A 25,720-nucleotide genomic window follows, 5' to 3' on the forward strand; every position below is an offset into this window, starting at 1 on the left:
CGGCTGCTTTTTTTGTATCTGTTATACGCTCCCCCCAATATGTGCCGGGCGTGGAAAAGTAACTTTCCGCCCCCATCTGATTTCCTCTCAGTCACTGTGGAGAAACATGTGAACGCCTCTTCCGAGCCCCGCATCGGTATCGCCCTCGGCAGCGGCGCCGCCAAGGGCTTCTCCCACATCGGTGTACTCAAGGCCCTGGAACAGATGGGGATACGCCCGCATGTCGTGGCCGGTACCTCCATGGGGGCCTTTGTCGGTGCCGCCTACGCTGCCGGCCAGTTGCGCGCGCTGGAGGACTGGGTGCGCCGGCTGGACAACTGGCAGGTGTTTTCGCTGCTGGATATCAACTGGACACTCAGCGGCGGTGTGCTAGGTGGAAAGAAGCCCTTCAATGCCTTCTTCGACAATATCGAATTCAAGTGCATCGAGGAGCTGCCGCTGCCGTTTACCGCCGTGGCGACGGATCTGTACAGCGGCCAGGAGATCTGGCTGCAGAGCGGCAATCTGCGCGACGCGGTCAGCGCGTCCTGCGCGATTCCCGGACTGCTGTCGCCGAAGCGACTGTCGGAGCGGTGGCTGGTGGACGGCGCCGTCGTGAATCCGGTGCCGGTGGATGTGTGCCGGGCCATGGGCGCCACCCGGGTGATCGCGGTGGATGTCACAGAGGACGGTGCGCCACTGCAGGACCGCCAGCAGGGCCTGGTGAAAAAAGTGCGGAGCGAGGCTACTCCCGAGCCGCAGACTGAACCGGCTGCGGTCGGGGAGCTGGCGGAGGGGCAGGCCGAGCACGGCGCCCTGTCCTTCAATGGCCTGGTTTCCCAGGGCAAGGCGCATCTGGCCCAGTTGACCGTGCACCTGTCGAAGCGCGACAGAGATGCCCCGGGCATGCTGGACACCATGACCTCGGCCATGGATATCCTCGAGCGGCGTCTGAAGCGCACCCGCCTGGCCGGCTCGCCGCCGGATGTGCTGATTATGCCCAAGGTGCGGGATATCGGCGGCATGGAGTTCGCCCGCGCCGCCGAGGCCATAGACGCCGGTGAAGCGGAGGCGAGGCGCCTCGGCACCTGGCTCGAGGACGTGATACTGCACCCCTGAAGCGGCAGCGTCGATAGACTCTCCGCAGTCCGCGCAATCCCGATCCATATCCGCGCGACGCTGGCGCGGATATCCCTCGTATATCCGCAGCGATCGCGCCTAAACTGGCGCGTCTCAATTTGCTTTCAGGGAGAGATCGATGAGCGAGGAACTGATTTTCTACACCAACCCCCAGTCCCGCGGCCGCATAGTGCGCTGGATGCTGGAAGAGATAGGCGCACCCTACAGGACCCAGGTGCTGGAGTACGGCACTACTATGAAAGCCCCCGAGTACCTGGCCATCAATCCGATGGGCAAGGTGCCGGCGATAGTGCACGGCGGCCGGGTGGTGACCGAGTGCGCGGCCATCTGCGCCTACCTGGCCGATGTCTTCCCCGGGGCCGGGCTCGCGCCGCAGACCGTCGAAGAGAAGGCCAACTACTACCGCTGGCTCTTCTTCGCCGCCGGGCCGCTGGAGTCGGCGCTGACCAACAAAAGTGTGTTCAAGGAGGAGCCGGACGCGGAACAGCAGATGATGCTGGGCTACGGCAACTACCAGAATACCCTGGATGCGCTGTCCGCCGCGGTGAAGGCCAATCCGTTTATCGCCGGCGACCGCTTCACCGCCGCCGACGTCTATGTGGGCTCCCATATTGGCTGGGGCCTGCAGTTCGGCACCATGGAAAAGCGCGACGAGTTTGCCGACTACTTCGCGCGTCTGAAGGGGCGCGCGGCCTGTGTGCGCGCCACCGAACTGGACGATGCGCTGGTGAAGGAGACCAGTGAGGCCTGATTGAGTAATTTGTCCGCGTAGGATGGGCAAAGCGCAGCGTGCCCATCAGAGACGTCTGAAGATGGGCACGTCGCTGCGCTCCTTTGCCCATCCTACAGCGCTACGCGCGTTTTTTTTCACCTAACAAAAAAGGCCGGCAGATCTCTCTGCCGGCCTTTTTTGTTATCGAAGATTAGCCTGTCAGTGCACCCAGTGGTGCCGCTCCATCTTCTGCTGAATGGCCTCGGCGGTCGGCGCCGGCATCGCGCTGATCGGCAGCCGCTCGTGGAAGAAGGCCAGGCGCTCCTCGCTGTCCAGCTCGTTCATCGTCTCCGCCTCGAACACGCGGCCGTTGATCACCGTGTAGGTGATGTTTTCCGACTGGCGCAGATCCTCGAGCGGGTTGCCGTCGACGACGATCAGATCCGCCAGCTTGCCCGCTTCGATACTGCCGATATCTCCATCCATACCCAGGTAGCGGGCGCCGTCGATGGTGCCGGCGCGGAAGGCCTCCCACGGGGTAAAGCCGCCCTGCTCCATCATCCACAGCTCCCAGTGGGCGCCGAGGCCCTCGCGCTGGCCGTGGGCGCCTATATGCACCGTCACGCCCCTGTCGCGCAGCTGCTTGGCGTGGCGCGCCACATTGAAGTGATTGTAGTGGGTGTCCGGCGCGGTCGGGCGGCGGATCGAGCGCGGGTTGACGATAAAGTCCGGCGTGAAGCGGGTCAGGCGCTGGTTCTTCCACACCTCGGTGCGGTCGTACCAGTACTCCTCGCCCCAGAGACCGCCGTAGGCCACGACGAAGGTGGGCGTGTAGCCGACTTTGGTCTGACTCCACAGCTGCTCCACGTCGGCATACACATGGGCGATCGGCAGCGAGTGCTCGACGCCGGTGTGGCCGTCCACGACCATGTTCATATTGTGCTGGAATTTGCCGCCGCCCTCGGGCACCACCATGATGCCGTGCTTGCGGCCCGCCTGCAGCACCTGCTGGCGCTGCTCCCGCCGGGGCTGGTTGTAGCTCTTGACGGAAATCGCGCCCATCTCCTTCAGGCGTGCGACATGGAATTCGGCGTCGTCCAGCGAGTTGATCTTGGCCTTGTAGCCGGGCCCCTTGGCGCCGTAGAGGATGGTGCCGGTGGAGAAGATGCGCGGCCCGGTGATGATGCCGGCCTTCTGCATTTCGGCGGCGGAGAAGATCTCGCTGCTGTCGTTGGACGGATCGTGAATCGTTGTGACGCCGAAGGCCAGGCTGGAGAAGAGGTTCCAGTTCTGCTGCGGGATTATCTCCTCGCGGCCCTGGGCGCCGTGGGCGTGCACGTCGACCAGGCCCGGCAGCACCGTCTTGCCGCTGACGTCGATACGCTTGGCGCCGGCGGGAATCTGCACCTGATCCGCCGGACCCACCGCGACTATGCGGTTGCCGCGCAACAGCACCGTGCCGTTGTCGATGATCTCGCGGACATTTTCCGCATCGCGCATGGTGACCACGCGGCCGCCGGTCAGCGCGATCAGCCTGCCGTGGTTGTCGAATCTGTGGCTGAAGCTCAGGTCTATGCCCTCGGCCACCGGTTGCGGCAATTCCGCCGGGGCGCCGGCGACGAAGGCGAAGGCGTCTTTCAACTGCCGCTCATAGAGCTTGGGTCCGTGGGCCCAGCCCAGGGTGGCGCTGTCGGCGGACCAGTGCAGGTTCTCGCCGGCGCGCGCGGACACCTGGGTTACCGCCACCGCCTTGGATTCCGGGCCTATGGCCTCGGACTTGCCGGTGTGCATAAAGGGCGCCACATAGGCCTTGAAGTCCTGGGTAAAGGCGACCCAGCGGCCGTCCGGGGACAGGCGGAAGGAGGTGATCTCGGCGCCGTGCAAATGCTCGCGCTCGTCCTTGCCCTGGGTATCGACGCTCTTCAGCAGCCGCTTGTTGTCGCCGTAGTCGGAGAAGTAGATGCGTTCGTCGTCGGCGCCGAAGTGCGGCTCGTAACCGGACTTGGCGATACGGCGCTGCCAGGCGCCGCCGGCGTCCGCCAGGTAGATACCCGGCTCCAGGGAGTATTCGGGGCTCAGCAGGTAGCCGCCGGTAAAGCGGCGGAAGGCGACGGTGTCGCCGCTCGGCGAGAAGGTCGGCTCCACATACAGGCCCGGCTGGCGGGTGATATTCCTGCCGCGGCCGCTGCGCGCCGAGACCACGCGCACCTGGCCGAGCTTCTCGTCGTGCCAGGTCACATAGGCGATCTTCTTGCCGTCGCGGGACCAGCTGGGGTAGAACTCGAAGTGGTCGTTCTGACGCGTCAGGCGGCGGCGCTCGCCGCTGTCGACGTCCTGGATATAGATCTTACCCAGGGCCTGGAAGGCGATCTGCTTGCCGTCCGGGGACTTCTGTGCCCAGCGGATCATCTTCACGTCGAACTCCTCCGGCGCCACCTCCACCGGGAAGCGCAGCGCGTCCGCGACCTGCTTGTCGACGCGGATATGGGCCGTGATCTGCTCGACTTCGCCGCCATCGGCGGCAATCTTCAGGAACTTGCCGCCGCTCCAGACGACCAGGGATTTGCCGTCCGGCATCCAGTCGTACTGCACATAGTTGCCGTGGGAGCCGAAGATCTCCTGCAGGTCGCGCTCCAGGCCGGCGTAGATCGGCGTCTCCAGGCCTGTCTCCAGATCCTTCAGGAACAGCGACGTCTTGTCGTCCTGGCGGCGGATAAACGCCAGGCGCCTGCCGTCCGGCGACGGCACCGGCGCAATGGCGCCGCCGGGGCCGGAGACGAAGGTCTCCTCCACACCGTCCTGCAGGTCGTAGCGGTTGATGGCGAAAATCTGCTGGGTGGAGTTCTTGTTGTACTCCCACACGGTGCCCGGCGTCGTGTCGATCGAGTAGTAGACGTAGCGGCCGTCCGGGGAGAAGGCCGGGTCGGCGATATTTTTCTGCGCGATTTCGCCGCCGATGCGCTCTTTCAGCTGGCGCCCCTCGCCGCCGCCGTAGTGGTACATCCAGATCTCGCCGGCGGGTATGGAGCGCCCGGACATAAAGCCCTTGCGCGCGACCAGGTACTGGCCGTCCGGGCTCCAGTTGGGCGAGTGCACCAGGTTTTCCCTCTCGCGGGTCAGCTGGCGCAGGTTCTCGCCGTCGCGGTCCATAACCCAGATATTGTCGGCGCCGTCGCGGTCGCTGATAAACACGATGGATTTGCCGTCCGGGCTGAAGCGCGGCTGCATATTCCAGGCGATCTCGTTGGTCAGCGCCTTCGCCTCGCCGCCGCCGATCGGCATTGTGTAGATATCGCCGAGCATATCGAAGATGATCGTCTCACCGTCCGGGCTGATATCCAGGTTGCTCCAGGTGGTCTCCCGGGTATCCAGCCGGATCGGTTTGAATTCATAGGGGGGCTGGTTCACGTCCCAGGATTCCGCCTGTTTGTCCCCCTGCTGCTCCTTTGCAGCCGCCGCTTCGCTTTCGGCCATGGCCCCCAGCGGCAGGGTCAACGCCAGCGCGGACAGCGCCAGCAGACTGCGGCGGAGCTTGCTCTGCTTGATTGTCGTCATTAAAGGATTCCTCCCGCCGCGCCACGTGGGCCGGCGGTTGTGCCGTTGTTATCGATAGGTGCAGTTTGTTTTTTTGCGCGCAATAACCTACCGGGATTGCCGCGCAGCGGCAAACGGATTGCGCCGAATGCCCGGATGCCGTGGTGAACCGTTGCGCCCTTGAGTTCACCAGTGCGAATGGCCACAATGCCCGCAATTTTCCCATTCCAATCGGATTCAGGCCCCTATGACCATCGACGTTGTAATCCTCGCCGCCGGCAAAGGCACCCGCATGCGCTCCGACCTGCCCAAGGTACTGCACCCTATCGGCGGTGTGCCGATGCTGGGGCGGGTCATAGACGCGGCCAAGCAGCTCGGGGAGGTGGAGATCACCGTGGTGATCGGTCACGGCGCCGAGCTGGTGCGCGAGCGCTTCGCCGACAGTGGGGTCAAGTTCGTCGAGCAGACGGAGCAGCTGGGCACCGGCCACGCGGTGGCGCAGGCGATTCCGAACTTCCGCTCCGGCTCCACGGTGCTGGTGCTCTACGGCGACGTGCCGCTGGTCAAGAGCGGCACTCTGCAGTCGCTGCTGTCGGCATCGGATAAGGGGCCGGCGCTGCTGTCGGTGGAGATGGCCAACCCGGCCGGCTACGGCCGCATAGTGCGCGACGACGCCGGCCGCGTGCTGGCGATTGTCGAGGAGAAGGACGCCGATGCGGACACCCTCGCGATCCGCGAGGTGAACACCGGCATACTGGCCGCGCCGTCGGACCTGCTGTCGCGCTGGCTGCCGGAGCTGTCCAACGACAACGCCCAGGGGGAGTACTACCTGACCGATGTGATCGCGCGCTCTGTCAGCGAGAATATTCCGGTGACCGGCGTGCGCTGCGCGGATCCGGTGGAGGTGGCCGGCGTCAACAGCCGCGCCCAACAGGCGCAGCTGGAGCGGGCCCTGCAGCACGGCCGCGCGCTGGCGCTGATGAACGCCGGCGTGACTCTGCTGGATCCGGCGCGCATCGATGTGCGCGGCAGCCTGACGTGCGACACCGACGTGTCTATCGATATCAACTGCGTCTTCGAGGGCGAGGTGGTGCTGGGCAAGGGGGTGCAGATTGGCCCCAACTGCCTGCTGAAGAACTGCCGCCTTGCCGACGGCACCCGCGTCGAGGCCAACTCGGTGATCGAGGACGCCGAGGTGGGCGAGGCCTGCACCATAGGTCCCTTCGCGCGCCTGCGCCCCGGCACTCAGCTGGCGGACGGTGCCAAGGTGGGCAACTTCGTCGAGACCAAGAAGGCGCGGATTGGCCGCGGCAGCAAGGTGAACCACCTGTCCTATGTCGGCGATGCAATCGTCGGCGAGGGGGTCAATATCGGTGCCGGCACCATCACCTGCAACTACGACGGCGTCAACAAATCGCTCACCGAGATCGGCGACGGCGCCTTTATCGGCTCCAATACCGCGCTGGTGGCGCCGGTGACTGTTGGCGCCGGCGCCACGGTCGGCGCCGGCTCCACCATCACCCGCGAAGTGGGCGCTGACGAACTGGCGGTGGCGCGCGGCAAGCAGCGCAATATCGCCGGCTGGCAGCGCCCGACCAAAAAGACCTGATCCGCGGATACTCTGTTGTAAAGCAGGCCTCCACTGGCTCGCCTGACCTGCGACAGAACTCTGCGGGCAAGAACCTTGGCCCCGGTTCTCCGTTCAAACTCCGCGGCGGCAAAGCACTGGGTGCGGGCTTTCGAAACCGCTGTAAATACATCCCTGTACGCTCTGTCGGCAACATCCCTGTTGCCGACAGTTTCGAAAGCCCGCACCCAGCACTTTGCCTTCAACTCTGAGTTCATCGATCCTCCCCCCGGCAACCCCCGCGCCATCAATTACACTTTTTGCATCGGCAAGAGGGAAATCCCCGATGCACAAACCGCGAATGCACCTGCTCGCGTCCTTCGATATTGCGCACCTGCGCTATCTGGATGAACAGGGCCGCGCCACCCAGGAACTGCCGGATTTCGCCACACCGGACACATTGCTGGCCCTCTACCGGCAGATGGCCCTGGCGCGGCTGGTGGACGATCGCGCCGTCAAGCTGCAGCGCACGGGCCAGTTGGGCACTTACCCTTCCAGCCTCGGCCAGGAGGCGGTCGGTGTCGGTGTCGGCGGCGCTCTGGAGAGGGACGATATCTACGTTCCCTATTACCGCGAGACCGGCACCCTGCTCGAGCGGGGTGTCGAGATCGAGGAGATACTCGCGATCTGGGGCGGCGACGAGCGCGGCCAGGATTACAGGCACGCGCGGCGCGACCTGCCGCTGTGCATTCCGATCGCCACCCAGCTGCTGCACGCCGCCGGCGTCGCCTTCGCGCTCAAGTACCGGCACGAGCAGCTGGGCGAGTCGTCGCGGGTCGCGGTCACCAGCGCCGGCGACGGCGCAACCTCCCGCGGCGATTTCTTCGAGGCCCTGAACCTGGCCGGTGTCTGGCGGCTGCCGGTGGTGTTCGTGGTCAACAACAATCAGTGGGCCATCTCGGTGCCGCGCGCGGCGCAGACGGCCACTCAGACCATCGCGCAGAAGGCCATAGCCGCGGGCATCCCGGGGTTGCAGGTGGATGGCAACGACGTGATCGCGGTGCGCTATGCGGTCGCGGATGCGGTCGCGCGCGCCCGCGACGGTGGTGGCGCGACACTGATCGAGGCCCAGTCCTATCGTCTCTGCGACCACACCACCGCCGACGACGCCGGCAGATACCAACCCAAAGAAGAGGTCGAAGCCGCCTGGCGGCGCGAGCCGCTGGCGCGTCTCGGCAACTATCTGCGCGGCGCGGGCCTGTGGAGCGACGAGCAGGAGCAGGAGCTGCAGCGGGAGTTGGCGGAAATCCTGGAGAGGGCGCTGAACGCCTATGCGCAGAGGCCGCGCGACAGGGCCACCGCCATTTTCGACCACCTCTACGCCGAGCTGCCGGAGGCCCTGATCGAGCAGTACGAGCAGCTGGCGGCCAGAGGGGACAGCGGATGACGCAGATCACGCTGGTGGAGGCGGTGACGCAGGCCCTCGCCTACGAGATGCGCGCGGATCCGCGGGTGATCGTCTACGGCCAGGACGTGGGCCTGAACGGCGGCGTCTTCCGCGCCACCGACGGTCTGCAGCGGGAGTTCGGCGCGGAGCGGGTGCTGGACACGCCGCTGGCGGAAAACATGATTGCCGGTATCGCGGTGGGCATGGCGGTGCAGGGGCTGAGGCCGGTGGCCGAGTTCCAGTTTATGGGTTTTATCTACCCGGGGCTGGACCAGATCCTCAGCCACGCGGCGCGCTTTCGCAACCGCACCCGCGGGCGCCTGTCCTGCCCGCTGGTCTACCGCGCCCCCTACGGCGGCGGCATTCACGCGCCGGAGCACCACTCCGAGAGCACCGAGGCGCTGTTCGCGCATATCCCCGGCCTGCGCGTCGTGGTGCCCTCGTCCCCGGCGCGCGCCTACGGCCTGCTGCTGGCGGCGATTCGCGACCCGGACCCGGTGCTGTTCCTGGAGCCGAAGCGCATCTACCGCGCTGCCAAACAGGCGGTGCCGGACAGCGGTGAGGCGCTGCCGCTGGACCGCTGCTTCCGCCTGCGCGAGGGCGCGGATATCACGCTGATCTCCTGGGGGGCGTCCCTGAAGGAAACCCTGGCCGCGGCGGAGCGGCTGGCGGACGACGGCATAGAGGCCGAGGTGCTGGACCCGGCCACGCTGAAACCGCTGGATATCCACAGCATCATCGACTCACTGGAGAAGACCCGCCGCTGCGCGATAGTGCACGAGGCGGCGCGCTTTGGCGGCCTCGGTGCCGAGATAGTCGCGCAGATCAACGATTACGCCTTCGACCTGCTGGATGCGCCGGTGCAGCGGGTCACCGGCTACGACACCGTTATGCCCTACTACCGGCTGGAGGATGTCTACCTGCCCGGTGTCGAACAGATTCTGGCGGCGGTGCGCGCCGCGCTGGAGTATCCGGACGGGGGGCGGCGATGAAGACGTTCAAGCTGCCGGACCTGGGCGAGGGGCTGCCGGACGCGGTGATCCGCGAGTGGCATGTCAGGGAAGGCGACAGCGTCGCCGCCCACCAGACGCTGGTCACCGTCGAGACCGCCAAGGCGCTGGTGGACGTGCCGTCCCCCTGGGGCGGCAGGGTTGCGAAACTCTTCGCCGCCGAGGGCGACACCCTCGAGGTCGGCCAGCCGCTGGTCGCTTTCGCCGAGCCGGAAGCGGCCCGTGGCCGCGATCGGGGCAAGAGAGAAGAGCAAGCGCCAGATTCCGGCACAGTCGTCGGCAGAATCCAGCAGACAGGCGAAGTCCTCGGCCAGGAAATCGCCCCGAGCGAAATCCCCCGCCGCCTGGCGACGCCGTCGGTGCGGGCCCTGGCCCGGCGCCTGAACGTGGATCTGAGTCGGCTGAAACCGGCGGGCGAGCGCTTTACTCCCGACGAGGTGCGCGCCGCGGCGGAGCCGCAACCCGCAACACGGCGCCGCGAAGGGCCGGCCGAAGCCGCCGCGGACAGCGCCCCGGCGCGGCGCGCTATGGCGCTGGCCATGAGTCGCGCGCGGGACCAGGTCGCGCCGATGACCCTGTGCGACCAGGTGGATATCTGCGCCTGGTGGGGGCGGGAATCCGCGACCCTGCGCCTGATCCGCGCGATACAGGCGGCCTGCGCGGCGGAGCCGAACCTGAATGCCCTCTACCAGGACGAGCGGCTGAGCCCGGCGCCAAGCATCGATATCGGCCTGGCGGTGGACTCGCCGCGCGGCCTCTTCGTGCCGGTGCTGCGGGATGTGAGCGCCAGTTCCGACGCGGAGATACTGCGGCGCATAGACGACTACAAGCGCCGGGCCCGCGACAGCGGCATAGCCCGGGAGGACCTGCAGGGGGCCACGATACTGCTGTCCAACTTCGGTGCCCTGGCCGGCCGCTACGCGACGCCGGTGGTGATGCCGCCGACCGTGGCCATCGTCGGCGCCGGGCGCACCTTCGACGGCGTGGTACCGGTGGACGGCGAGCCGGCCGTGCGCCCGCTGCTGCCGCTGTCCGTCAGCGCCGACCACCGCGCCGTGACCGGCGGCGAGCTGGCGCGCTTCCTGAAGGCGATGATTCGGGCCCTGGCGGCCTGACCCCCCAACCCGGCCGGCACCCCGGTCTTCGCAGGATGGGCAAAGGCGCGCAGCGTGCCCATCCTGCGGCTATAGGCCCCGATAAATTCCTGTGGGAATTCCTGTTTCGATTTGCTATCGTTAAGTTTCGAAACGAAACTTATACGCTCATGTCCAAGCGCAACACCCAGCAACGCCGTCACCAGATACTGGCCCTGCTCAACGAAGCCGGCGAGGTCAGCGTGGAGCAGTTGGCGCGCCAGTTCGAAACCTCAGAAGTTACGATCCGAAAGGATCTGACCGCGATGGAGAACCACGGCCTGCTGCTGCGCCGCCACGGCGGCGCGATACCGGTGCCGCGGGAGCTGGTGGTCGAGGAGGTGCCGTCGGAGGTCAAGCGCGCGATAGGCCGCGCCGCGGCGGCGCTGATTCCGGACCACCACCGCATAGTGATCGACTACGGCCGCACCACCGCGGCGATGATCCCGGAGCTGGAGCGCAAGCGCGGCCTGGTGGTGATGACCAACTCGCTGAATGTGGCCAATGCGCTGCGCGAACTGGAGAACGAGCCGACGCTGCTGATGACCGGCGGCACCTGGGACCCGCACTTCGAGGCCTTCCAGGGCCAGGTGGCGGAGCAGGTGCTGCGCGGCTACGACTTCGACCAGGCGTTTATCGGTGCCGACGGCATAGACCTGCAGCGCGGCACCTGCACCTTCAATGAGCAGATAGGCCTGTCGCGGGTCATGGCGGAGGTCGCGCGCGAAGTGGTGGTGCTGGCGGAGTCGAGCAAGGTCGGGCGGCGCATACCGAACCTGGAGCTGCCCTGGGACAGGGTCGACACCCTGGTGACCGACAGCGGCCTGGACGGAGAGATCCGCCGCCAGCTGGAGGCGCTGGACGTGCGGGTGATCTGCGCGGAAGTGAGCACTCACGCCTAGTCCGGACCACTGGTCGTGCGGACTGGCGCTATATTTTTCTAAGGATTATCGAGGTCAAACCTATGTGTGGAATCGTCGGCGCGCTGGCCCAGCGCAACGTCAGTGAAATCCTGTTGGAAGGCCTGCGGCGCCTGGAGTACCGCGGCTACGACTCCGCCGGCGTCTGCCTGCTGGACGGCGACCGCCACCTGCAGCTGCGCAAGAGCCAGGGCAAGGTCGCGGACCTGGAGTCCAGGCTCGCCGCCAATCCCGCCGCCGGCCGCCTCGGCATAGCCCACACCCGCTGGGCCACCCACGGTGCGCCTTCGGACGAGAACGCCCACCCGCATGTGTCCGGCAATATCGCGCTGGTGCACAACGGCATTATCGAGAACCACCAGTCCCTGCGCGCCCGCCTGCGGGAGCAGGGCTATGAGTTCCACTCCGACACGGACACCGAGGTGGTGGTGCACCTGATCCACTCCCTGGTGGCCTCCGGTCACAGCCTGCTGGACGCGGTCGGCACCGCGACCGGGCAGCTCGAGGGCGCCTACGCCCTCGGGGTCATCAATGCCGACGAGCCGGAGGTGCTGGTCTGCGCCAGATCCGGCAGTCCGCTGGTGGTGGGGGTCGGTATCGAGGAGAACTTTATCGCCTCGGACCCGATGGCCCTGCGCCAGGTCACCGACCGCTTTATCTACCTCGAGGAGGGCGACGTGGCCGAGATCACCCTCGCCGGTATCGCGGTGCGCGACAGGCGGGGCGAGGAGGTCAGCCGCCCGGTGCACAAGCTGAACGGCGGCCACGACGCGGCCGACAAGGGCCGCTACCGCCACTATATGCAGAAGGAGATCTTCGAGCAGCCGGCGGTGGTGGAAGCCACCATGGCCGGGCGCATCGGCGACAAGTCGGTGCTGCCCGAGGCCCTCGGCGCCCGCGCCCACGAGATACTGCCGGAAGTCCAACAGGTGCAGATAGTCGCCTGCGGCACCAGCTACCACGCCGGCCTGGTGGCCCGCTACTGGCTGGAGGACTGGGCCGGTGTGCCCTGCTCCGTCGAGGTGGCCAGCGAGATCCGCTACCGCAAGACCGCTGTGCGCCCGGGCACCCTGTTCGTGACCATCTCCCAGTCCGGCGAGACCGCCGACACCCTGGCCGCGCTGCGCCAGGCCAAGGAGCTCGGCTATCTGGCCTCGCTGGCCATCTGCAACGTGCCGAACAGCTCGCTGGTGCGGGAGTCGGAGCTGCACCTGATGACCGAGGCGGGTCCGGAAATCGGCGTCGCCTCCACCAAGGCCTTCACCACCCAGCTGGTCGCGCTGCAGCTGTTCTGTATCGCGCTGGCCAAGGTCAACGGCCTGCCCGCCGAGCGCGAGGCGGAGCTGGTGCAGGCCCTGCACCAGCTGCCGGGACTGATGGAGCGATTCACCGGCCTCGACCAACTGGTGCGGGACACCAGCGAGGCCTTCGCCGAGAAGCACCACGCGCTGTTCCTCGGCCGCGGCGTCGAATACCCGATCGCGCTCGAGGGCGCGCTGAAGCTGAAGGAGATCTCCTATATCCACGCCGAGGCCTACCCGGCCGGCGAACTGAAGCACGGCCCGCTGGCGCTGGTGGATGCGGATATGCCGGTGGTCGTCGTCGCGCCGAACGACGAGCTGCTGGAGAAGCTGAAATCCAACCTGCAGGAGGTGCGCGCCCGCGGCGGCCAGCTGTTCGTGTTCGCCAGCCCCAGGGCCGGCTTCGAGAGCGAGCCGGGCGTGACCGTGGTGGAGGTGCCGGACGCGCCGGAGAGCCTGGCGCCGATCCTGTACACGGTGCCGCTGCAGCTGCTCAGCTACCATGTGGCGCTGCTGAAGGGCACCGATGTGGACCAGCCGCGCAACCTGGCCAAGTCGGTGACGGTGGAATAATCCGACAGATCCGCCTGGGAGGCCGCCAGTGTGCGGCCTTTCGTCTATCTGGCAGCAGCTTCTGCTTCAATGTTTCTTTGGCGCCTACTCTCGCTCAAAAGTCGACCAGCGTGCTATAACGGGCCTTCGGCGACTTTGGCGATCGGAGGAGCGGTCTATGACCACGGCGGAAAAAACAAAAAACACGGCGGGCATCAACGCCGCGGTGATGAACGGCGATATCAATGTGCTGCTCGGCGAACCGGCGCTGCCGGCGGAGCAGGTGCGCGAGGAGCGCAAGCGCAAGCTGACCGCCGCCTTCCGCCTGTTCGGCAAATTCGGCTTCGACGAGGGAGTCGCCGGCCATATCACGGTGCGCGACCCGGAGCTGGAGGATCACTTCTGGGTCAACCCGATGGGGGTCTCCTTCAAGCAGATACGCATGTCACAGCTGCTGCTGGTCAACCACAGGGGCGAGGTGGTCGAGGGGGACGGCTATCTGAACGGCGCCGCATTCACCATCCACTCCCATATCCACCGGATGCGCCCGGATGTCGTCGCCGCGGCCCACGCCCACTCGCTGTATGGCAAGGCCTGGTCGTCCCTCGGCCGCCTGCTGGACCCGATCACCCAGGACGCCTGCGCCTTCTTCGACGACCACGGCCTGCTGGATACCTTCTCCGGCGTGGTGCTGGAGATGGGCGAGGGGGAGGCGCTGGCACAGGCGCTCGGCAACAGGAAGGCGCTGATACTGCAGAACCACGGTCTGCTGACCGTCGGCAAGTCGGTGGACGAGGCCGCTTGGTGGTATATCACGATGGAGCGCAGCTGCCAGGCGCAGCTGCTGGCGGAGGCCGCCGGTACGCCCAGGTTGATCGAGCCGGAGGTCGCGATACGCACGCGCGCGGTAGTGGGCACCGAACTGGCGGGACTCTTCAGTTTCCAGCCGCTATATAACGTGATCTGCGCCGAACAGCCGGATATGTTCGACTAGCGTCCCTCTTCTATACTCGCTGTAATTCAACCCTGTACAGCGAGCGACCATTGAACTCTGCCCGCCGCCACCCGTGCGCGGCGCCCCCGCGCTGAGCGGTGGCGCGCGATGCACGACCTGGTCCTGGTACTGCTTCTGCTGCTGGCCGTCGCGTTCAGCGGCGCTGTCTCCCTGCTGGTGCCCGTCAAGCTACCCCTGCCGCTGGTGCAGATCGCCGTGGGTGCGCTGCTCGGCGGCGCGCTGGGCATCGAGATTCCGCTGGATCCGGAGATCTTCTTCCTGCTGTTTATCCCGCCGCTGCTGTTTCTGGACGGCTGGCGCATTCCGAAGGGGGCATTCTTTCGCGATCTGCGCCCGATACTGACGCTGGCCGTGGGGCTGGTGGTGTTCACGGTGGTGGGGATGGGCTTCTTTATCCACTGGCTGCTGCCGGCCATGCCACTGGGCGTGGCCTTCGCGGTGGCCGCGATACTGGCGCCGACGGATCCGGTGGCGCTGGCCTCGGTGCGCGGCGACACGCCCATGCCCCCGCGCCTCAAGCATATCCTGCAGGGGGAGGCGCTGCTGAACGACGCCGCCGGGCTGGATTTCTTCCGCTTCGCCGTGGCCGCGGTGGTGACCGGCGGCTTTTCCCTGGCGCAGACCTCCCTCGGCTTCGTCTGGATGGCGGCGGCCGGTGTCGGTATCGGTGCCGGCGTGGCCTTCGCCTGTGCCTACGCGCTGCGCTGGTTGGGGCGGCTCGGCGGCGAGGACAGCGGAATACAGATACTGGTCAGCCTGCTGGTGCCCTTCGCGGCCTATCTGGCCGCGGAGCACCTGCGCGGCTCGGGCATTCTGGCCGCGGCCACGGCGGGTATCGCGACCCACTATGTGAATCTGCGCGGCCCCGAGCTGGCTGCCACGCGCATGGAGCGCGAGGCGGTCTGGAACACGGTGCAGGGGGTGTTGAACGGCGTCGTCTTCGTGCTGCTCGGCGAACAGCTGGTGCGCATCCTGTCCGCCGACCTGGGCGCGGCCCGCCACAGCGCCACGGCCGGCAACTGGACCCTGCTCTGGTACGCCGCCGTGGTCACCGCGGCGCTGCTGGCGCTGCGGTTTGTCTGGGTCTGGCTGTCCGTGTGCCTGTCCCGCGAGCGCCGCGCCATCCGCGACTCGGGCGCGCGCCTGCCGCTGGTCGCGGTCGTGACCCTGGCCGGCGTGCGCGGCGCCGTGACGCTGGCGGGGGTGATGTCGCTGCCGCTGCTGCTGCCGGACGGATCCGCCTTCCCGGCGCGGGATCTGGCCCTGGTAATCGCGATCGGCGCCATACTGCTGTCACTGCTGCTGGCCAGCTTCGCCCTGCCCCACCTGGTGCGCCGCTTGCCGGCCGCGCCGCTGCTGGCGCAGATAGGCGACGAGCGCTCGGCGCGGATCGACGCGGCGCGGGCCGCGCTGCAGCGGCTGCAGTCCCTGCGCGACGCGTTGGCGCACGGCGAGGCGGAGGCGGAGATAGCGCGCGAGGCGCTGGATTACCTGCTGCACGCCTACCGCCGCCGGCTGGCCGGCGACGGCGGGCGGGGTGCGGAACGCGAGCGGCTGCTGGCGCGGATCGAGCGCGACTACCAACTGGCCGCCCTCGCCGCCGAGCGCGAACAGCTGTACCGGATTCGCTTCGAGCGGCGGATAGACGACGAGCTGCACCGCAAGCTGGTGCTCGAGGTGGATCTGGTGGAGGCGAGCCTGCGCTCGCGGGAGTAGAAACGACTAGATCCCGGGCCTGGGTTCCTCCCAGTGGTGGTCCAGGTGCAGATCCCTGTCGCGCCTGTCCTCGCGCAGTGCCTGCAGCAGCTGCTCGCGGTAGATCTTCGTCTGAGCGATATGCTGTGACTCGTCGCGCCAGTAGGGAAACAGGGATTCGAGCATGCGCTGGTCGTGCTGCTTGAACTTGCGCGCCGCGCGGCGGGCGGCGTGGGGGCTGAGGCCGAGCAGCTGCAGGGCGCACTCGCCGATGGCGAGCGCCGAGTCCACCGTCTCGCGGAAGATATATTTCACCCCCGCCTCCATCAGCGCGTACTGGTGCATGCGGTTGCGCGCGCGCGCCAGTATCGTCAGGTGCGGGAAGTGTTTCTGCAGCTGCGCGACTATCTCCAGCGACGCGGCCTGGTCGCTCAGGGTCAGTATCGCCAGTTTCGCGTTATCGGCGCCGGCGGCGTGCAGCAGGTCCTCGCGCGAGGCGTCGCCATAGTAGGCCTTGATGCCGTAGCGGCGCACCAGGTCCAGCTGCTCGGCGTTGCGTTCCAGCAATGTGGTGTCGAAGCCGCAGGCGTTCAGCAGGCGCCCGGCGATCTGTCCGAAGCGCCCGTAGCCGATGATGATCACCGGCGAACCCGAGTCCACCGGCGGTTCCTCCTCGCGCTCCGCGCGCTCCGCGCCGCGCAGATAGCGCGGCTGGATAAAGCGCTCGTAGATCAGCAGCAGTACCGGCGTCAGCGCCATCGACAGCGCGATCAGTGCGACCAGTAAATTGCCGCTAGTGCCGTCGAGCACCCGGTTCTGTGCCGCGAAGGACACCAGCACGAATCCGAATTCCCCCGCCTGCGCCAGCGACAGCGCGAACAGCCAGTCCTCGCCGCGGGACATCCGGATCACCCGCGCCAGCGTGAAGAGCACCGCAAACTTGACCAACACCAGCAGAAGCAGCAGCCCCAGCAGCAACAGCGGGTACTGGGCGATCAGGGTGAAATTCATGCCGGCGCCGACCGCGATAAAGAAGAGCCCCAGCAGCAGACCCTTGAACGGCTGTATGTCCGCCTCCAGCTCGTGGCGGAACTCGCTCTCCGCCAGCAGCACCCCGGCGAGAAAGGTGCCCAGCGCCGGCGACAGGTGCAGCCAGTGCATCGCGGCCGCCGCGCCGAGCACGATCAGCAGCGCGGTTGCGGTGAACATCTCCCGCAGCTGGCTGCCCGCCACCAGGCGCAGCAGTGGGCCGAGCAGATAGCGCCCGGCGACCGCGAAGGCGGCGATGGTGCCGAACACCGCGAGGCCGTAGCGCCAGCCGGCGAGGCCGGTGTCGTCCGGTTGCGGCGGGCTGCCGGACAGCAGCGGCAACAGGGCCAGTATCGGTATCACCGCGATATCCTGGAACAGCAGCACGCCGAAGGCGCCGCGCCCGCCCTGGGTTTTCAGCAGCCCCTTCTCGCTCAGGGACTGCAGCACTATGGCCGTGGAGGAGAGCGCGAGTATCAGGCCTATGGCCAGCGCCTCGCGCCAGCTCTGCTGGAACAGCAGCAGCGCTAGGCCCGCGACGGCGGCGGCGGTGAGCAGCAGCTGGGCGCTGCCGGTGCCGAGTATCGCGCCGCGCATCTGCCAGAGCTTCTTCGGCTGCAGCTCCAGGCCGATCAGGAACAGCATCAGCGCCACGCCGAATTCCGCCACGTGCATCTCGTCGCTGGCATCCCCCACCAGGCCCAGCGCGTGGGGTCCTATGGCGACGCCGGCGAGCAGGTAGCCGAGCACCGAGCCGAGGCCCAGGCGGGTGGCGATCGGGACGGCGATGACCGCCGCAGACAGGTAGATGACCGCCTGCAGCAGGAATCCGCTTTCTTCCATAGTGATTTGTCGTTTCTTATCGGTGAGTTTGCCGCTACTGCGCCGCTTCTACGGTCGTTTCTGGCTCGGCGATACCGCGGCTGCGGCGGATCAGCGGCGCTATGGTGGAGCCCTGCACCACGATCGAAAAGAGTACCACGCCGTAGGTCGTCACCACCCACAGGTGGCGCAGGTCCTGGCCCTCGATATAGGCGTAGCCGGCGGGAATCGACATCGCCAGCGCCAGCGCCAGGCCGCCGCGCAGGCCGCCCCAGATCAGGATGCGCTCGCTGTAGGGGTGGTAGCGGCGGAAGCGCTTCAGAATCGTAAAGGGCACCGTCACCGCCAGGGTGCGGCCGGCGAGCACTATGACGATACCGGCGGCCATCAGCAGGTAGTCGAAGGCGCGCAGGTCGATGGTGATCAGGAACAGGCCCACCAGCAGGAACAGCAGGCCGTTCATAAAGTCCTCGGTGATGGTCCAGAAGTTGTCCAGTTCGTGCTGGCTCACCCGCGAGAAGCCCCGCTCGCGGGTGAAGTTGCCGATGATGATGCCGCTGACCACCATCGCCAGCGCGCCGGACACGCCGAGGATATTGGCCAGCGAGAAGCCGGCGGTGGGGATCACCAGCGTCAGCAGCAGCTCCAGGCTGTGGTCGTCGGTGGAGCAGATCAGCCAGTGGAACAGGCCGCCGATCGCGAGCCCCAGCACCACGCCGCCGATCGCCTCCAGCGCGAACAGCTGCGCCACCGCAGGCACCGTGGGTTCGCTACCCTGGAAGGCCAGCGCGTAAATGACCGCGAACACGACAATGCCGAAGCCGTCGTTGAACAGAGACTCCCCTTCGACCTGGATCGACACCTGCTCCGGCGCTTTCAGGCTCTTGATGATCGCCAGTACCGCGATGGGGTCCGTCGGGGAAATCAGCGCGCCGAACAGCAGGCAGTAGATGAAGGCCACCGGCATACCCACCAGCTGCAGGAACCAGTACAGCAGCGCGCCGACCGCGAAGGTGGAAATCAGCGTGCCGACTACCGCCAGCAGGCCGATTTCCAGCTTCTGGTTGCGCAGCGCCAGCAGGTCGATATGCAGGCTGCCGGCAAACAGCAGGAAGCCGAGCATCCCCTTCAGCAGCAGATCTTCGAGGTTCAGCAGCGGCAGCAGCTGGTCGGCCCAGTTGCGCAGCTCGAGAATGCCCAGCTTGTCCAGGCCGATGATCAGCAGCGACAGCGCCAGAGAGCCGGCGGTGATCGCAATGGTGGCCTGTGCGCGCAGCACATACTGGTTCAGGAAGCCGAGAAACACCGACACCGCGGCCAGGAAACAAAAGGTGTAATAGACTTCCATATCGCTCGTGCGGGCTCGCTTTTGAAGAATTTCGGGGATGTCACAGGGCAAATGCAGGAGCCTGCAAGCAGGCTCCTACAGGGTGCTCAGGTCAGGCCTCAACAGGAGGCGGCTAGTCGGTCAGCGTGCCGTTATTGTAGTCGCGCAGCGCCTGCTCGATTTCCTCGCGGCTGTTCATCACGAAGGGGCCGTAGTGGGCCACGGGCTCGCGCAGGGGCAGGCCGTGCAGGCACAGCAGGCCGGCTCCCTCGTCGTCGGCGCGCAATTGTAACGACTCACCGGCGCCATACAACAGCATGTTGCTGCGCCCTGTGGCGCCGCGCCCGGTCGCCAGCGCGCCCCGGTAGACAAACACCAGCGCGCTGTGTTCCGCCGGCAGTGGTAACTGTACTTCTGCGCCGGCGGCCAGGCGGATATCCGCCACCGCCGCCTCGGCGGCCGCGTCCGTCAGCGGCGCCCTCTGTTCCTCCCCGCCGACAGTCCACACACCGGTGATCAGGCGCATCAGCGAGCCCTCGCCGTCCAGCGCCAGTTCCGGAATCTCCGCCGCCTGTATATCGCGCCAGCGGGGTTTGCCCATCTTGTCCGCCGCGGCCATGTTGATCCACAGCTGGAAGCCGTGCATGCCGCCCTCTCCCTGTGTCGGCATCTCCGAGTGCACTATGCCGCGCCCGGCGCGCATCCACTGGGCGCCGCCGGCGGACACGGCGCCGCGGTTGCCGAGGTGGTCGCGGTGCTCGAACTCGCCGTTCAGCATATAGGTCAGCGTCTCTATGCCGCGGTGCGGGTGCGGCGGGAAGCCGCCGATATAGTCGTCGGCGCTGTCCGAGCGGATCTCGTCCAGCATCAGAAAGGGGCTGAAGTCCGGACTGTCGAAGGCGGCGATGCGCTGTATCTTGACGCCGGCGCCGTCGGCGGAAGCGTGGCTGCGCACTGTGCGCAGCAGCGGGCGACTCTTGTCTTGCATAAGCATCTCCAGGCGTGCGTTAGTCCGCAGTATAGGCCGATGATTTCGATTAAAAATGGGAAAAAATCGCCGGTTTTATTCGGATTCATAGTTGAATTGCACTACAAAGCCATTCAATGCCGGTGAAAACGATCAAATTCAGTGCGGGGAAAGGTGCATGGCCAAGGTGACTCTGGAGCAGTGGCGGATGTTTCAGGCGGTGGTGGAACACGGCGGCTTCGCGCAGGCGGCGGAGGCGGTGCACAAGAGCCAGTCGTCGATCAACCACGCGGTGCACAAGCTGCAGGAGAGTCTCGGTGTGGCGCTGCTGGCCGTGCGCGGGCGCAAGGCGGAGCTGACCGACGCCGGGCGCGTGCTGCTGGCCCGCGCCGGCGGCCTGCTGCAGGAGGCGGAGGCGCTGGAGTCGGTGGCCGCGAGCCTGGCGGTTGGCGAGGAGGCCAGCCTGACGCTGGCGGTGGATGTGATCTTTGACTACGAGTGCCTGTACAACGCGGTGGAGCGCTTCGCCGAGGCCTTCCCCCACACCCGCCTGGAGCTGCGCGAAACGGTGCTGTCCGGCGCCGAGGAGCTGCTGCTGCAGCAACAGGCGGATTTTATCCTGAGCGCCAGGGTGCCCCAGGGCTTCGTCGGCGAGCCGGTCTCGAGAGTGCGCTTCCTGCCGGTGGCCCATCCCAGCCACCCGCTGCACCGGCTCGGGCGCCCGGTGGCGCGCAAGGACCTGAAGGCCTGCCGCCAGATAGTGATCCGGGACTCGGCGATCAGGAATCCGCAGGATTCCGGCTGGCTCGGCTCCGACCAGCGCATCACGGTGACCAATGTGCAGACCTCGGTGGAACTGATCGAGCGCGGCCTCGGCTTCGCCTGGTTGCCGGAGACGCGTATCCGCGACTCCCTGTCCGCGGACCGGCTGCTGCCGCTGCCGACCGAGGAACCCTGGGAGCGGGATGTGACCGTCTACCTGGTCTACGCCGACGCGGACCGCTGCGGTCCGGCCGCCCACTTCCTGGTCGATACGCTGCGCAGCGGCCTCGGGCCACTGGAATAACTTTCCAAAAAATTGACGGCTTTTCGCGAATTTTTGCGCTTTTATCCGGGTCCGACCGGACTAAACTGATCGCAGACTCACTATCGTTTACACGGGTATCTGACGCGAGGGTTCTGCGATGACCAATCCCATCTTCTGCGATCTGACCAAGCTGCTCGGCCGGGTGCTGATGTCGCTGATGTTTATCACCGCCGGCTGGAACAAGATCGGCGGCTACGCCGGCACCCAGGCCTATATGGAGTCCGCCGGCGTGCCGGGCATACTGCTGCCGCTGGTCATCATCGTGGAGCTGGTCGGCGGCCTGGCGATACTGCTCGGCTGGTTCACCCGCTGGTGGGCGCTGGCGCTGGCGCTCTTCTGTCTCGCCAGCGCCTGGCTGTTCCACTATGTGCCGGGAGACCAGGCGCAGATGATCAGCTTTATGAAAAACATCACCATCGCCGGCGGTTTCTTCATCCTCGCCTGCGCCGGGGCCGGCGGGCTGAGTCTGGATCACAAGCTGCGCGGCAAATAGCCGCCGGCCCGGTCAGGAGGTTGCGATGGGTCTGCTGGTCAACGGGCAGTGGCGGGACCGCTGGTACGATACCGACAAGACACGCGGTGAATTCGTGCGCGAGGCGGCCAAGCTGCGCAACTGGATCACCGCCGATGGCAGCCCCGGCCCCAGTGGCGAGGGCGGCTTCCCGGCCGCGAAGGGCCGCTACCACCTGTATGTGTCCCTGGCCTGCCCCTGGGCGCACCGCACCCTGATCTTCCGCAAGCTGAAGGGGCTCGAGGACTATATCGGCGTATCGGTAGTGAGCCCTTACATGCGCGAGCACGGCTGGACCTTCAATACCGAAGAGGGCAGCAGCGGCGATCCGCTGTACGGCGCCGACTACCTGTACCAGCTGTACACCCGCCACAGCGCCGACTACAGCGGCCGCGTCACAGTGCCGCTGCTGTGGGACAGGGAGCGCGAGCGGGTGGTCAGCAACGAGTCGTCGGAGATCATCCGCATGTTCAACGGCGCCTTCGACGGGCTGACCGGCAACCGCGAGGACTTCTACCCGGAGGCGCTGCGCGGCGACATAGACGCGACCAACGACGTCATCTACGAAAACGTCAACAACGGCGTCTACCGCGCCGGCTTCGCCACCACCCAGGAGGCCTATGAACACGCCTACGAGCGGCTGTTCAGCACCCTGGAGCAGCTGGAGCAGCGCCTGGGCCACCACCGCTACCTGACCGGCGACAGGATCACCGAGGCCGACTGGCGCCTGTTCACGACCCTGATCCGCTTCGACGCCGTCTACCACGGCCACTTCAAGTGCAACAAGCAGCGGCTGGCGGACTACCCGAACCTGTGGGGCTACCTGCGCGAGCTGTATCAGTGGCCGGGCGTCGCCGCCACGGTGGATTTCCACCATATCAAGACCCACTACTACGCCAGTCACACCACCATCAACCCCACCGGCATAGTGCCGAGGGGACCGGAGCTGGACTACTCGGCGCCCCACGGGCGCGGCTAGCAGCCCTCCCCGCCGCGGGGGAAAGCCTATACTCGAGGGCAGCCATCAGCGGAATCGGGAGAACGCCCGTGAAACTCTTCTATGCCCCCGGCGCCTGTTCACTGTCCCCCCATATCGTCGCCTGCGAGGCCGGCATAGACCTGGACCTGTGCAGGGTGGATCTGGCCGAACACAAGACTGAGAGCGGCGCCGACTTCAGGGCGATCAACCCCAAGGGCTATGTGCCGGCACTGCAGCTGGAGGGTGGCGAGGTGCTGACCGAGGGCCCGGCCATAGTGCAGTTTCTCGCCGAGCAGAAGCCGGACGCGAAACTGGCGCCTGAGTACGGCAGCCTGGCCCACTACCGGCTGCTGGAGTGGCTGAACTACCTCGCCGCCGAGGTGCACAAGGCCTTCCTGCCGCTGTTCTGGAACGGCACCGAGGAGGAGAAGGCGCAGGCGCGCAAGACCATCGCGCGGCGCTTCGACTTTATCGAGCGCAACCTGGCTAGCGACTATCTGATGGGGGACGACTTCACCGTCGCCGACGCCTACCTGTTCACCGTCGCCGGCTGGCTCGACGCGCAGGGCATAGACACATCGCCCTGGCCCGGGTTGCAGGCCTTCCAGAAGCGTATGGCCGCGCGCCCGGCGGTGCAGAAGGCGCTGCGCGAAGAGGGCCAACTGAAGGAGTGACGGGCGTCAGCGCGGGATAAAGCGCCTGGCCACCGGCACCTCGACCTCGATCGGCTCCCGCGCGCGGGCGATAAACACCGCCGCCAGCAGCGCCGCCACGGCGCAGCCGAGCATGGCGCCGGCGATCGGCACCAGGGTGCCCGTGTGCAGGCTGTTGACGATACCGCCGAGCGCGCCGCCGGTGATGAAGATGGTGGCGCCGTAGAGGGCGTTGGCGCTGCCGCTGACCCTGGGGAAGAACTCCAGGAAACAGGCCGCGGCATTGGGCCCGGTGATACCGATACAGCCCATCACCAGCACCAGCGGCACCATCCACAGCGCTATCTCCTTCACCCCGGTCAGTGTGCCCAGCAGCAGCAGGCCGCAGCCGAGCAGCTGCAGCAGTATGCCGGCGAGCAGGATATTGCGCGGTTCGAACAGCTTCAGCAGGCGGATATTCACCTGCACCATGCAGATCAGCCCCAGCACGCAGGTGCCGAAGAACAGCGGGAACTGGCTCGCCGGCACCTCGAAATAGCGCATAAACACGAAGGGCGCGGTGGTGATATAGATAAACATGGAGCCGCTGACACAGGCCTGCGCGGCGAGAAAACCCAAGGCGCGGCGGTTGCCGACCACCTGGCCGTAGCTGTCGATCAGCGAGCGTATCGGCTTGCGCTGGCGCCGCGCGCGGGAGAAGCGCGACACAGTTTCCGGCAGCAGGAAGCGCACCAGCATCAGCATGGCCGCGGCGTACAGCAGCAGAAATACGAAGATGCTCTGCCAGCCGCCGGCCGCCAGCAGTACCGAGCCGATCACCGGCGCGATCAGCGGCGCCACCAGCATCATGGTGCTGATCATCGAGATGATCCTGGCCGCGTCGCGCCCGCTGTGCAGGTCGCGCACTATGGCCGCGCAAATCACCGTGGCGAAGCCGCCGCCGATGGCCTGCAGGAGACGCAGTATGATCAACTGGTCCACATGGTCTGCGAACAGCACCAGTATCGAGGTGGCGATATAGATACCGAGACCGATGGTGCCCACCAGCCGCCGCCCCCAGCGGTCCGACAGCGGGCCGCCGCACAGCTGGCCTATCGCGAAGCCGAGCAGGAAGCTGGACACCGAGTGCTGCACCCGCGCCACCTCTGTATCCAGCGCCGCCGCCATGGCCGGGATCGCCGGCAGGTAGCTGTCGATCGAAAAGGGGGTCAGCGCCACCAGCGCCGCCAGCCACACCGCGAGCCAGCGCGGCGGTGTCTTGTCGGCGGGTGTCGCAGTCGGGCGCATAAATCGGCTCTGATACGGATCGGCGGAGTGCCGCAGGGTGAGTGGTCGGGCGACCACTAAGGTTAGTCGCCGCGGACGCGCCATGGTAGCGGCGGGAGCCCGTTGATACCAGGGGCCCCGGAGCCGAATAAACCGAGAGAAGTGTCAGGCGGGCGCGCTCAGTGCTTGTCTTCGCGCAGCGTATAGAGCCCCTGCTTGAGTTTCAGCAGGTGCTCCTGCAGCTGCGGGCCCTTGCGCTGGGCCACCCCTATCGCGAGCACGTCGATCACCACCAGATGGGCGATGCGCGACGACAGCGGCGTGTAGATCTCTATATCCTCTTCCACATCCACTTCCAGCGGAATGCTGGCCTGGCGCGCCACCGGTGAGCCGCTCGGCGCCAGGCCGATGACGGTGGCGCCCTGCTCCCTGGCCATACCCATGGAGCGCAGCAGCGCCTTGGTGCGCCCGCTCTGGGAGATGGCGACGACCACGTCGCCGGGCTGCATCGACATAGCGGACATATTCTGGATGTGGTGATCCGAGTGGGCCGCGGTGGCCAGCTGCAGGCGGAAGAACTTGTGCTGGGCGTCGGCGGCCACGGCGCCGGAGGCGCCGAAGCCGAAGAATTCGACCCGCTTGGAGGCGGCGATGGCGGTGACCGCCGCCTCCAGCGCGCGGTTGTCGATCTTGTCGCGCACGTTCAGCAGCGTATCGACGGTGGAGTCGAACACCTTGCGCTTGTACTCGGCGATGGTATCCGTTTCGGTCACCGCTATCTGGCCGAAACTGGGGCTGGAGGCCAGCTGCTGGGCCAGGTTCAGCTTGAACTCCTGGAAGCCGGAACAGCCCACCGCGCGGCAGAAGCGCACCACGGTAGGTTCACTGACCTGGGCCTCGGTGGCCAGGTCGACGATGCGCATATGGATGATCTCGTCCGGGTTGGCGAGAATATACTCCGCCACCTTGCGCTCCGATTTGCGCATGGATGACAGCTGTTCGCTGATTTTCTGCGTGACTTCCGCCGGTTTCACTGGACTTCCTTCTAAGTGCCGGATAGCGCAGTTTATCCTC

At 66.6% G+C, this 25,720-nt stretch carries 20 protein-coding genes; 14 read left to right on the forward strand and 6 right to left on the reverse strand.

Features of this window, described 5'->3' with window-relative positions; genetic code table 11:
• Window positions 1-108: 108 nt before the first annotated feature.
• Complete coding sequence (gene rssA / locus ACXAF3_RS00905) at window positions 109-1,098, forward strand: patatin-like phospholipase RssA (protein ID WP_475110417.1); 990 nt, start codon at window positions 109-111, stop codon at window positions 1,096-1,098.
• Between the two features lie 139 nt (window positions 1,099-1,237).
• Window positions 1,238-1,870: a glutathione S-transferase family protein gene (locus ACXAF3_RS00910; protein WP_475110418.1), complete on the forward strand. Its 633-nt coding sequence runs from the start codon at window positions 1,238-1,240 to the stop codon at window positions 1,868-1,870.
• Window positions 1,871-2,050: 180 nt separating this feature from the next.
• Here the strand turns inward: ACXAF3_RS00910 and ACXAF3_RS00915 are convergent, their stop codons facing one another.
• Window positions 2,051-5,386, reverse strand: a complete 3,336-nt coding sequence (locus ACXAF3_RS00915; RefSeq protein ID WP_475110419.1) for an amidohydrolase family protein — start codon at window positions 5,384-5,386, stop codon at window positions 2,051-2,053.
• A 226-nt stretch (window positions 5,387-5,612) separates the two neighbouring features.
• Here ACXAF3_RS00915 and glmU point away from each other — a divergent pair, with 226 nt between their 5' ends.
• The 8 genes from glmU to ACXAF3_RS00955 all read left to right on the forward strand — a co-directional run bounded on the left by glmU (window position 5,613) and on the right by ACXAF3_RS00955 (window position 16,026).
• Window positions 5,613-6,974, forward strand: a complete 1,362-nt coding sequence (gene glmU / locus ACXAF3_RS00920) for a bifunctional UDP-N-acetylglucosamine diphosphorylase/glucosamine-1-phosphate N-acetyltransferase GlmU (protein ID WP_475110420.1) — start codon at window positions 5,613-5,615, stop codon at window positions 6,972-6,974.
• 304 nt (window positions 6,975-7,278) lie between these two features.
• Complete coding sequence (gene pdhA, locus ACXAF3_RS00925) at window positions 7,279-8,379, forward strand: pyruvate dehydrogenase (acetyl-transferring) E1 component subunit alpha (RefSeq protein WP_475110421.1); 1,101 nt, start codon at window positions 7,279-7,281, stop codon at window positions 8,377-8,379.
• Window positions 8,376-9,371: an alpha-ketoacid dehydrogenase subunit beta gene (locus tag ACXAF3_RS00930; RefSeq protein ID WP_475110422.1), complete on the forward strand. Its 996-nt coding sequence runs from the start codon at window positions 8,376-8,378 to the stop codon at window positions 9,369-9,371. Before pdhA ends, ACXAF3_RS00930 begins: the two co-directional genes overlap by 4 nt.
• The gene (locus ACXAF3_RS00935) at window positions 9,368-10,504 is read left to right on the forward strand and encodes a dihydrolipoamide acetyltransferase family protein (protein ID WP_475110423.1); all 1,137 of its coding nucleotides are present in this window, start codon (window positions 9,368-9,370) and stop codon (window positions 10,502-10,504) included. The genes ACXAF3_RS00930 and ACXAF3_RS00935 overlap by 4 nt, the downstream gene beginning before the upstream one ends.
• Before the next feature lie 149 nt (window positions 10,505-10,653).
• Window positions 10,654-11,424: a DeoR/GlpR family DNA-binding transcription regulator gene (locus tag ACXAF3_RS00940; protein WP_475110424.1), complete on the forward strand. Its 771-nt coding sequence runs from the start codon at window positions 10,654-10,656 to the stop codon at window positions 11,422-11,424.
• 62 nt (window positions 11,425-11,486) lie between these two features.
• The gene (gene glmS, locus ACXAF3_RS00945) at window positions 11,487-13,316 is read left to right on the forward strand and encodes a glutamine--fructose-6-phosphate transaminase (isomerizing) (protein ID WP_475110425.1); all 1,830 of its coding nucleotides are present in this window, start codon (window positions 11,487-11,489) and stop codon (window positions 13,314-13,316) included.
• Window positions 13,317-13,524: 208 nt separating this feature from the next.
• The gene (locus tag ACXAF3_RS00950; protein WP_475110575.1) at window positions 13,525-14,289 is read left to right on the forward strand and encodes a class II aldolase/adducin family protein; all 765 of its coding nucleotides are present in this window, start codon (window positions 13,525-13,527) and stop codon (window positions 14,287-14,289) included.
• A 108-nt stretch (window positions 14,290-14,397) separates the two neighbouring features.
• Window positions 14,398-16,026, forward strand: a complete 1,629-nt coding sequence (locus ACXAF3_RS00955) for a Na+/H+ antiporter (RefSeq protein ID WP_475110426.1) — start codon at window positions 14,398-14,400, stop codon at window positions 16,024-16,026.
• 6 nt (window positions 16,027-16,032) lie between these two features.
• Here ACXAF3_RS00955 and ACXAF3_RS00960 read toward each other — a convergent pair whose 3' ends face one another.
• The 3 genes from ACXAF3_RS00960 to ACXAF3_RS00970 form a co-directional block, all read right to left on the reverse strand.
• A complete protein-coding gene (locus ACXAF3_RS00960; RefSeq protein ID WP_475110427.1) occupies window positions 16,033-17,877 on the reverse strand; it encodes a monovalent cation:proton antiporter-2 (CPA2) family protein in 1,845 nt (614 codons plus the stop codon).
• A 34-nt stretch (window positions 17,878-17,911) separates the two neighbouring features.
• Window positions 17,912-19,204 carry a cation:proton antiporter gene (locus ACXAF3_RS00965; protein ID WP_475110428.1) on the reverse strand — a complete coding sequence of 431 codons (1,293 nt, stop codon included), beginning with the start codon at window positions 19,202-19,204 and terminating at the stop codon, window positions 17,912-17,914.
• A gap of 112 nt (window positions 19,205-19,316) precedes the next feature.
• Window positions 19,317-20,171: a pirin family protein gene (locus ACXAF3_RS00970; RefSeq protein WP_475110429.1), complete on the reverse strand. Its 855-nt coding sequence runs from the start codon at window positions 20,169-20,171 to the stop codon at window positions 19,317-19,319.
• A gap of 157 nt (window positions 20,172-20,328) precedes the next feature.
• Here ACXAF3_RS00970 and ACXAF3_RS00975 point away from each other — a divergent pair, with 157 nt between their 5' ends.
• From ACXAF3_RS00975 to gstA, 4 genes are all read left to right on the forward strand, one after another.
• On the forward strand, window positions 20,329-21,216 hold the full coding sequence (locus tag ACXAF3_RS00975) for a LysR family transcriptional regulator (RefSeq protein WP_475110430.1): 888 nt from the start codon (window positions 20,329-20,331) through the stop codon (window positions 21,214-21,216).
• A 118-nt stretch (window positions 21,217-21,334) separates the two neighbouring features.
• Window positions 21,335-21,730 carry a DoxX family protein gene (locus ACXAF3_RS00980; protein WP_475110431.1) on the forward strand — a complete coding sequence of 132 codons (396 nt, stop codon included), beginning with the start codon at window positions 21,335-21,337 and terminating at the stop codon, window positions 21,728-21,730.
• A 25-nt stretch (window positions 21,731-21,755) separates the two neighbouring features.
• Complete coding sequence (locus ACXAF3_RS00985) at window positions 21,756-22,727, forward strand: glutathione S-transferase family protein (protein ID WP_475110432.1); 972 nt, start codon at window positions 21,756-21,758, stop codon at window positions 22,725-22,727.
• A 68-nt stretch (window positions 22,728-22,795) separates the two neighbouring features.
• On the forward strand, window positions 22,796-23,401 hold the full coding sequence (gene gstA / locus ACXAF3_RS00990) for a glutathione transferase GstA (protein WP_475110433.1): 606 nt from the start codon (window positions 22,796-22,798) through the stop codon (window positions 23,399-23,401).
• 6 nt (window positions 23,402-23,407) lie between these two features.
• Here the strand turns inward: gstA and ACXAF3_RS00995 are convergent, their stop codons facing one another.
• Together ACXAF3_RS00995 and hexR are read right to left on the reverse strand one after the other, a co-directional pair.
• Complete coding sequence (locus tag ACXAF3_RS00995; protein WP_475110434.1) at window positions 23,408-24,667, reverse strand: multidrug effflux MFS transporter; 1,260 nt, start codon at window positions 24,665-24,667, stop codon at window positions 23,408-23,410.
• 158 nt (window positions 24,668-24,825) lie between these two features.
• Window positions 24,826-25,680 (reverse strand): transcriptional regulator HexR, encoded by an 855-nt coding sequence (gene hexR / locus ACXAF3_RS01000; RefSeq protein WP_475110435.1) that lies wholly within the window; start codon window positions 25,678-25,680, stop codon window positions 24,826-24,828.
• Window positions 25,681-25,720: the final 40 nt, after the last annotated feature.

It is taken from the genome of Microbulbifer sp. ABF4_143, from assembly GCF_056160225.1.

Excerpts from the sequence above, each read along its gene's own strand:
- ACXAF3_RS00910 (WP_475110418.1), top strand. The coding sequence starts at position 1,238 with ATGAGCGAGGAACTGATTTTCTACACCAACCCCCAGTCCCGCGGCCGC.
- ACXAF3_RS00915 (WP_475110419.1), bottom strand. The coding sequence starts at position 5,386 with ATGACGACAATCAAGCAGAGCAAGCTCCGCCGCAGTCTGCTGGCGCTG.
- glmU (WP_475110420.1), top strand. The coding sequence starts at position 5,613 with ATGACCATCGACGTTGTAATCCTCGCCGCCGGCAAAGGCACCCGCATG.
- pdhA (WP_475110421.1), top strand. The coding sequence starts at position 7,279 with ATGCACAAACCGCGAATGCACCTGCTCGCGTCCTTCGATATTGCGCAC.
- ACXAF3_RS00930 (WP_475110422.1), top strand. The coding sequence starts at position 8,376 with ATGACGCAGATCACGCTGGTGGAGGCGGTGACGCAGGCCCTCGCCTAC.
- ACXAF3_RS00935 (WP_475110423.1), top strand. The coding sequence starts at position 9,368 with ATGAAGACGTTCAAGCTGCCGGACCTGGGCGAGGGGCTGCCGGACGCG.
- ACXAF3_RS00940 (WP_475110424.1), top strand. The coding sequence starts at position 10,654 with ATGTCCAAGCGCAACACCCAGCAACGCCGTCACCAGATACTGGCCCTG.
- glmS (WP_475110425.1), top strand. The coding sequence starts at position 11,487 with ATGTGTGGAATCGTCGGCGCGCTGGCCCAGCGCAACGTCAGTGAAATC.
- ACXAF3_RS00950 (WP_475110575.1), top strand. The coding sequence starts at position 13,525 with ATGAACGGCGATATCAATGTGCTGCTCGGCGAACCGGCGCTGCCGGCG.
- ACXAF3_RS00955 (WP_475110426.1), top strand. The coding sequence starts at position 14,398 with ATGCACGACCTGGTCCTGGTACTGCTTCTGCTGCTGGCCGTCGCGTTC.
- ACXAF3_RS00960 (WP_475110427.1), bottom strand. The coding sequence starts at position 17,877 with ATGGAAGAAAGCGGATTCCTGCTGCAGGCGGTCATCTACCTGTCTGCG.
- ACXAF3_RS00965 (WP_475110428.1), bottom strand. The coding sequence starts at position 19,204 with ATGGAAGTCTATTACACCTTTTGTTTCCTGGCCGCGGTGTCGGTGTTT.
- ACXAF3_RS00970 (WP_475110429.1), bottom strand. The coding sequence starts at position 20,171 with ATGCAAGACAAGAGTCGCCCGCTGCTGCGCACAGTGCGCAGCCACGCT.
- ACXAF3_RS00975 (WP_475110430.1), top strand. The coding sequence starts at position 20,329 with ATGGCCAAGGTGACTCTGGAGCAGTGGCGGATGTTTCAGGCGGTGGTG.
- ACXAF3_RS00980 (WP_475110431.1), top strand. The coding sequence starts at position 21,335 with ATGACCAATCCCATCTTCTGCGATCTGACCAAGCTGCTCGGCCGGGTG.
- ACXAF3_RS00985 (WP_475110432.1), top strand. The coding sequence starts at position 21,756 with ATGGGTCTGCTGGTCAACGGGCAGTGGCGGGACCGCTGGTACGATACC.
- ACXAF3_RS00995 (WP_475110434.1), bottom strand. The coding sequence starts at position 24,667 with ATGCGCCCGACTGCGACACCCGCCGACAAGACACCGCCGCGCTGGCTC.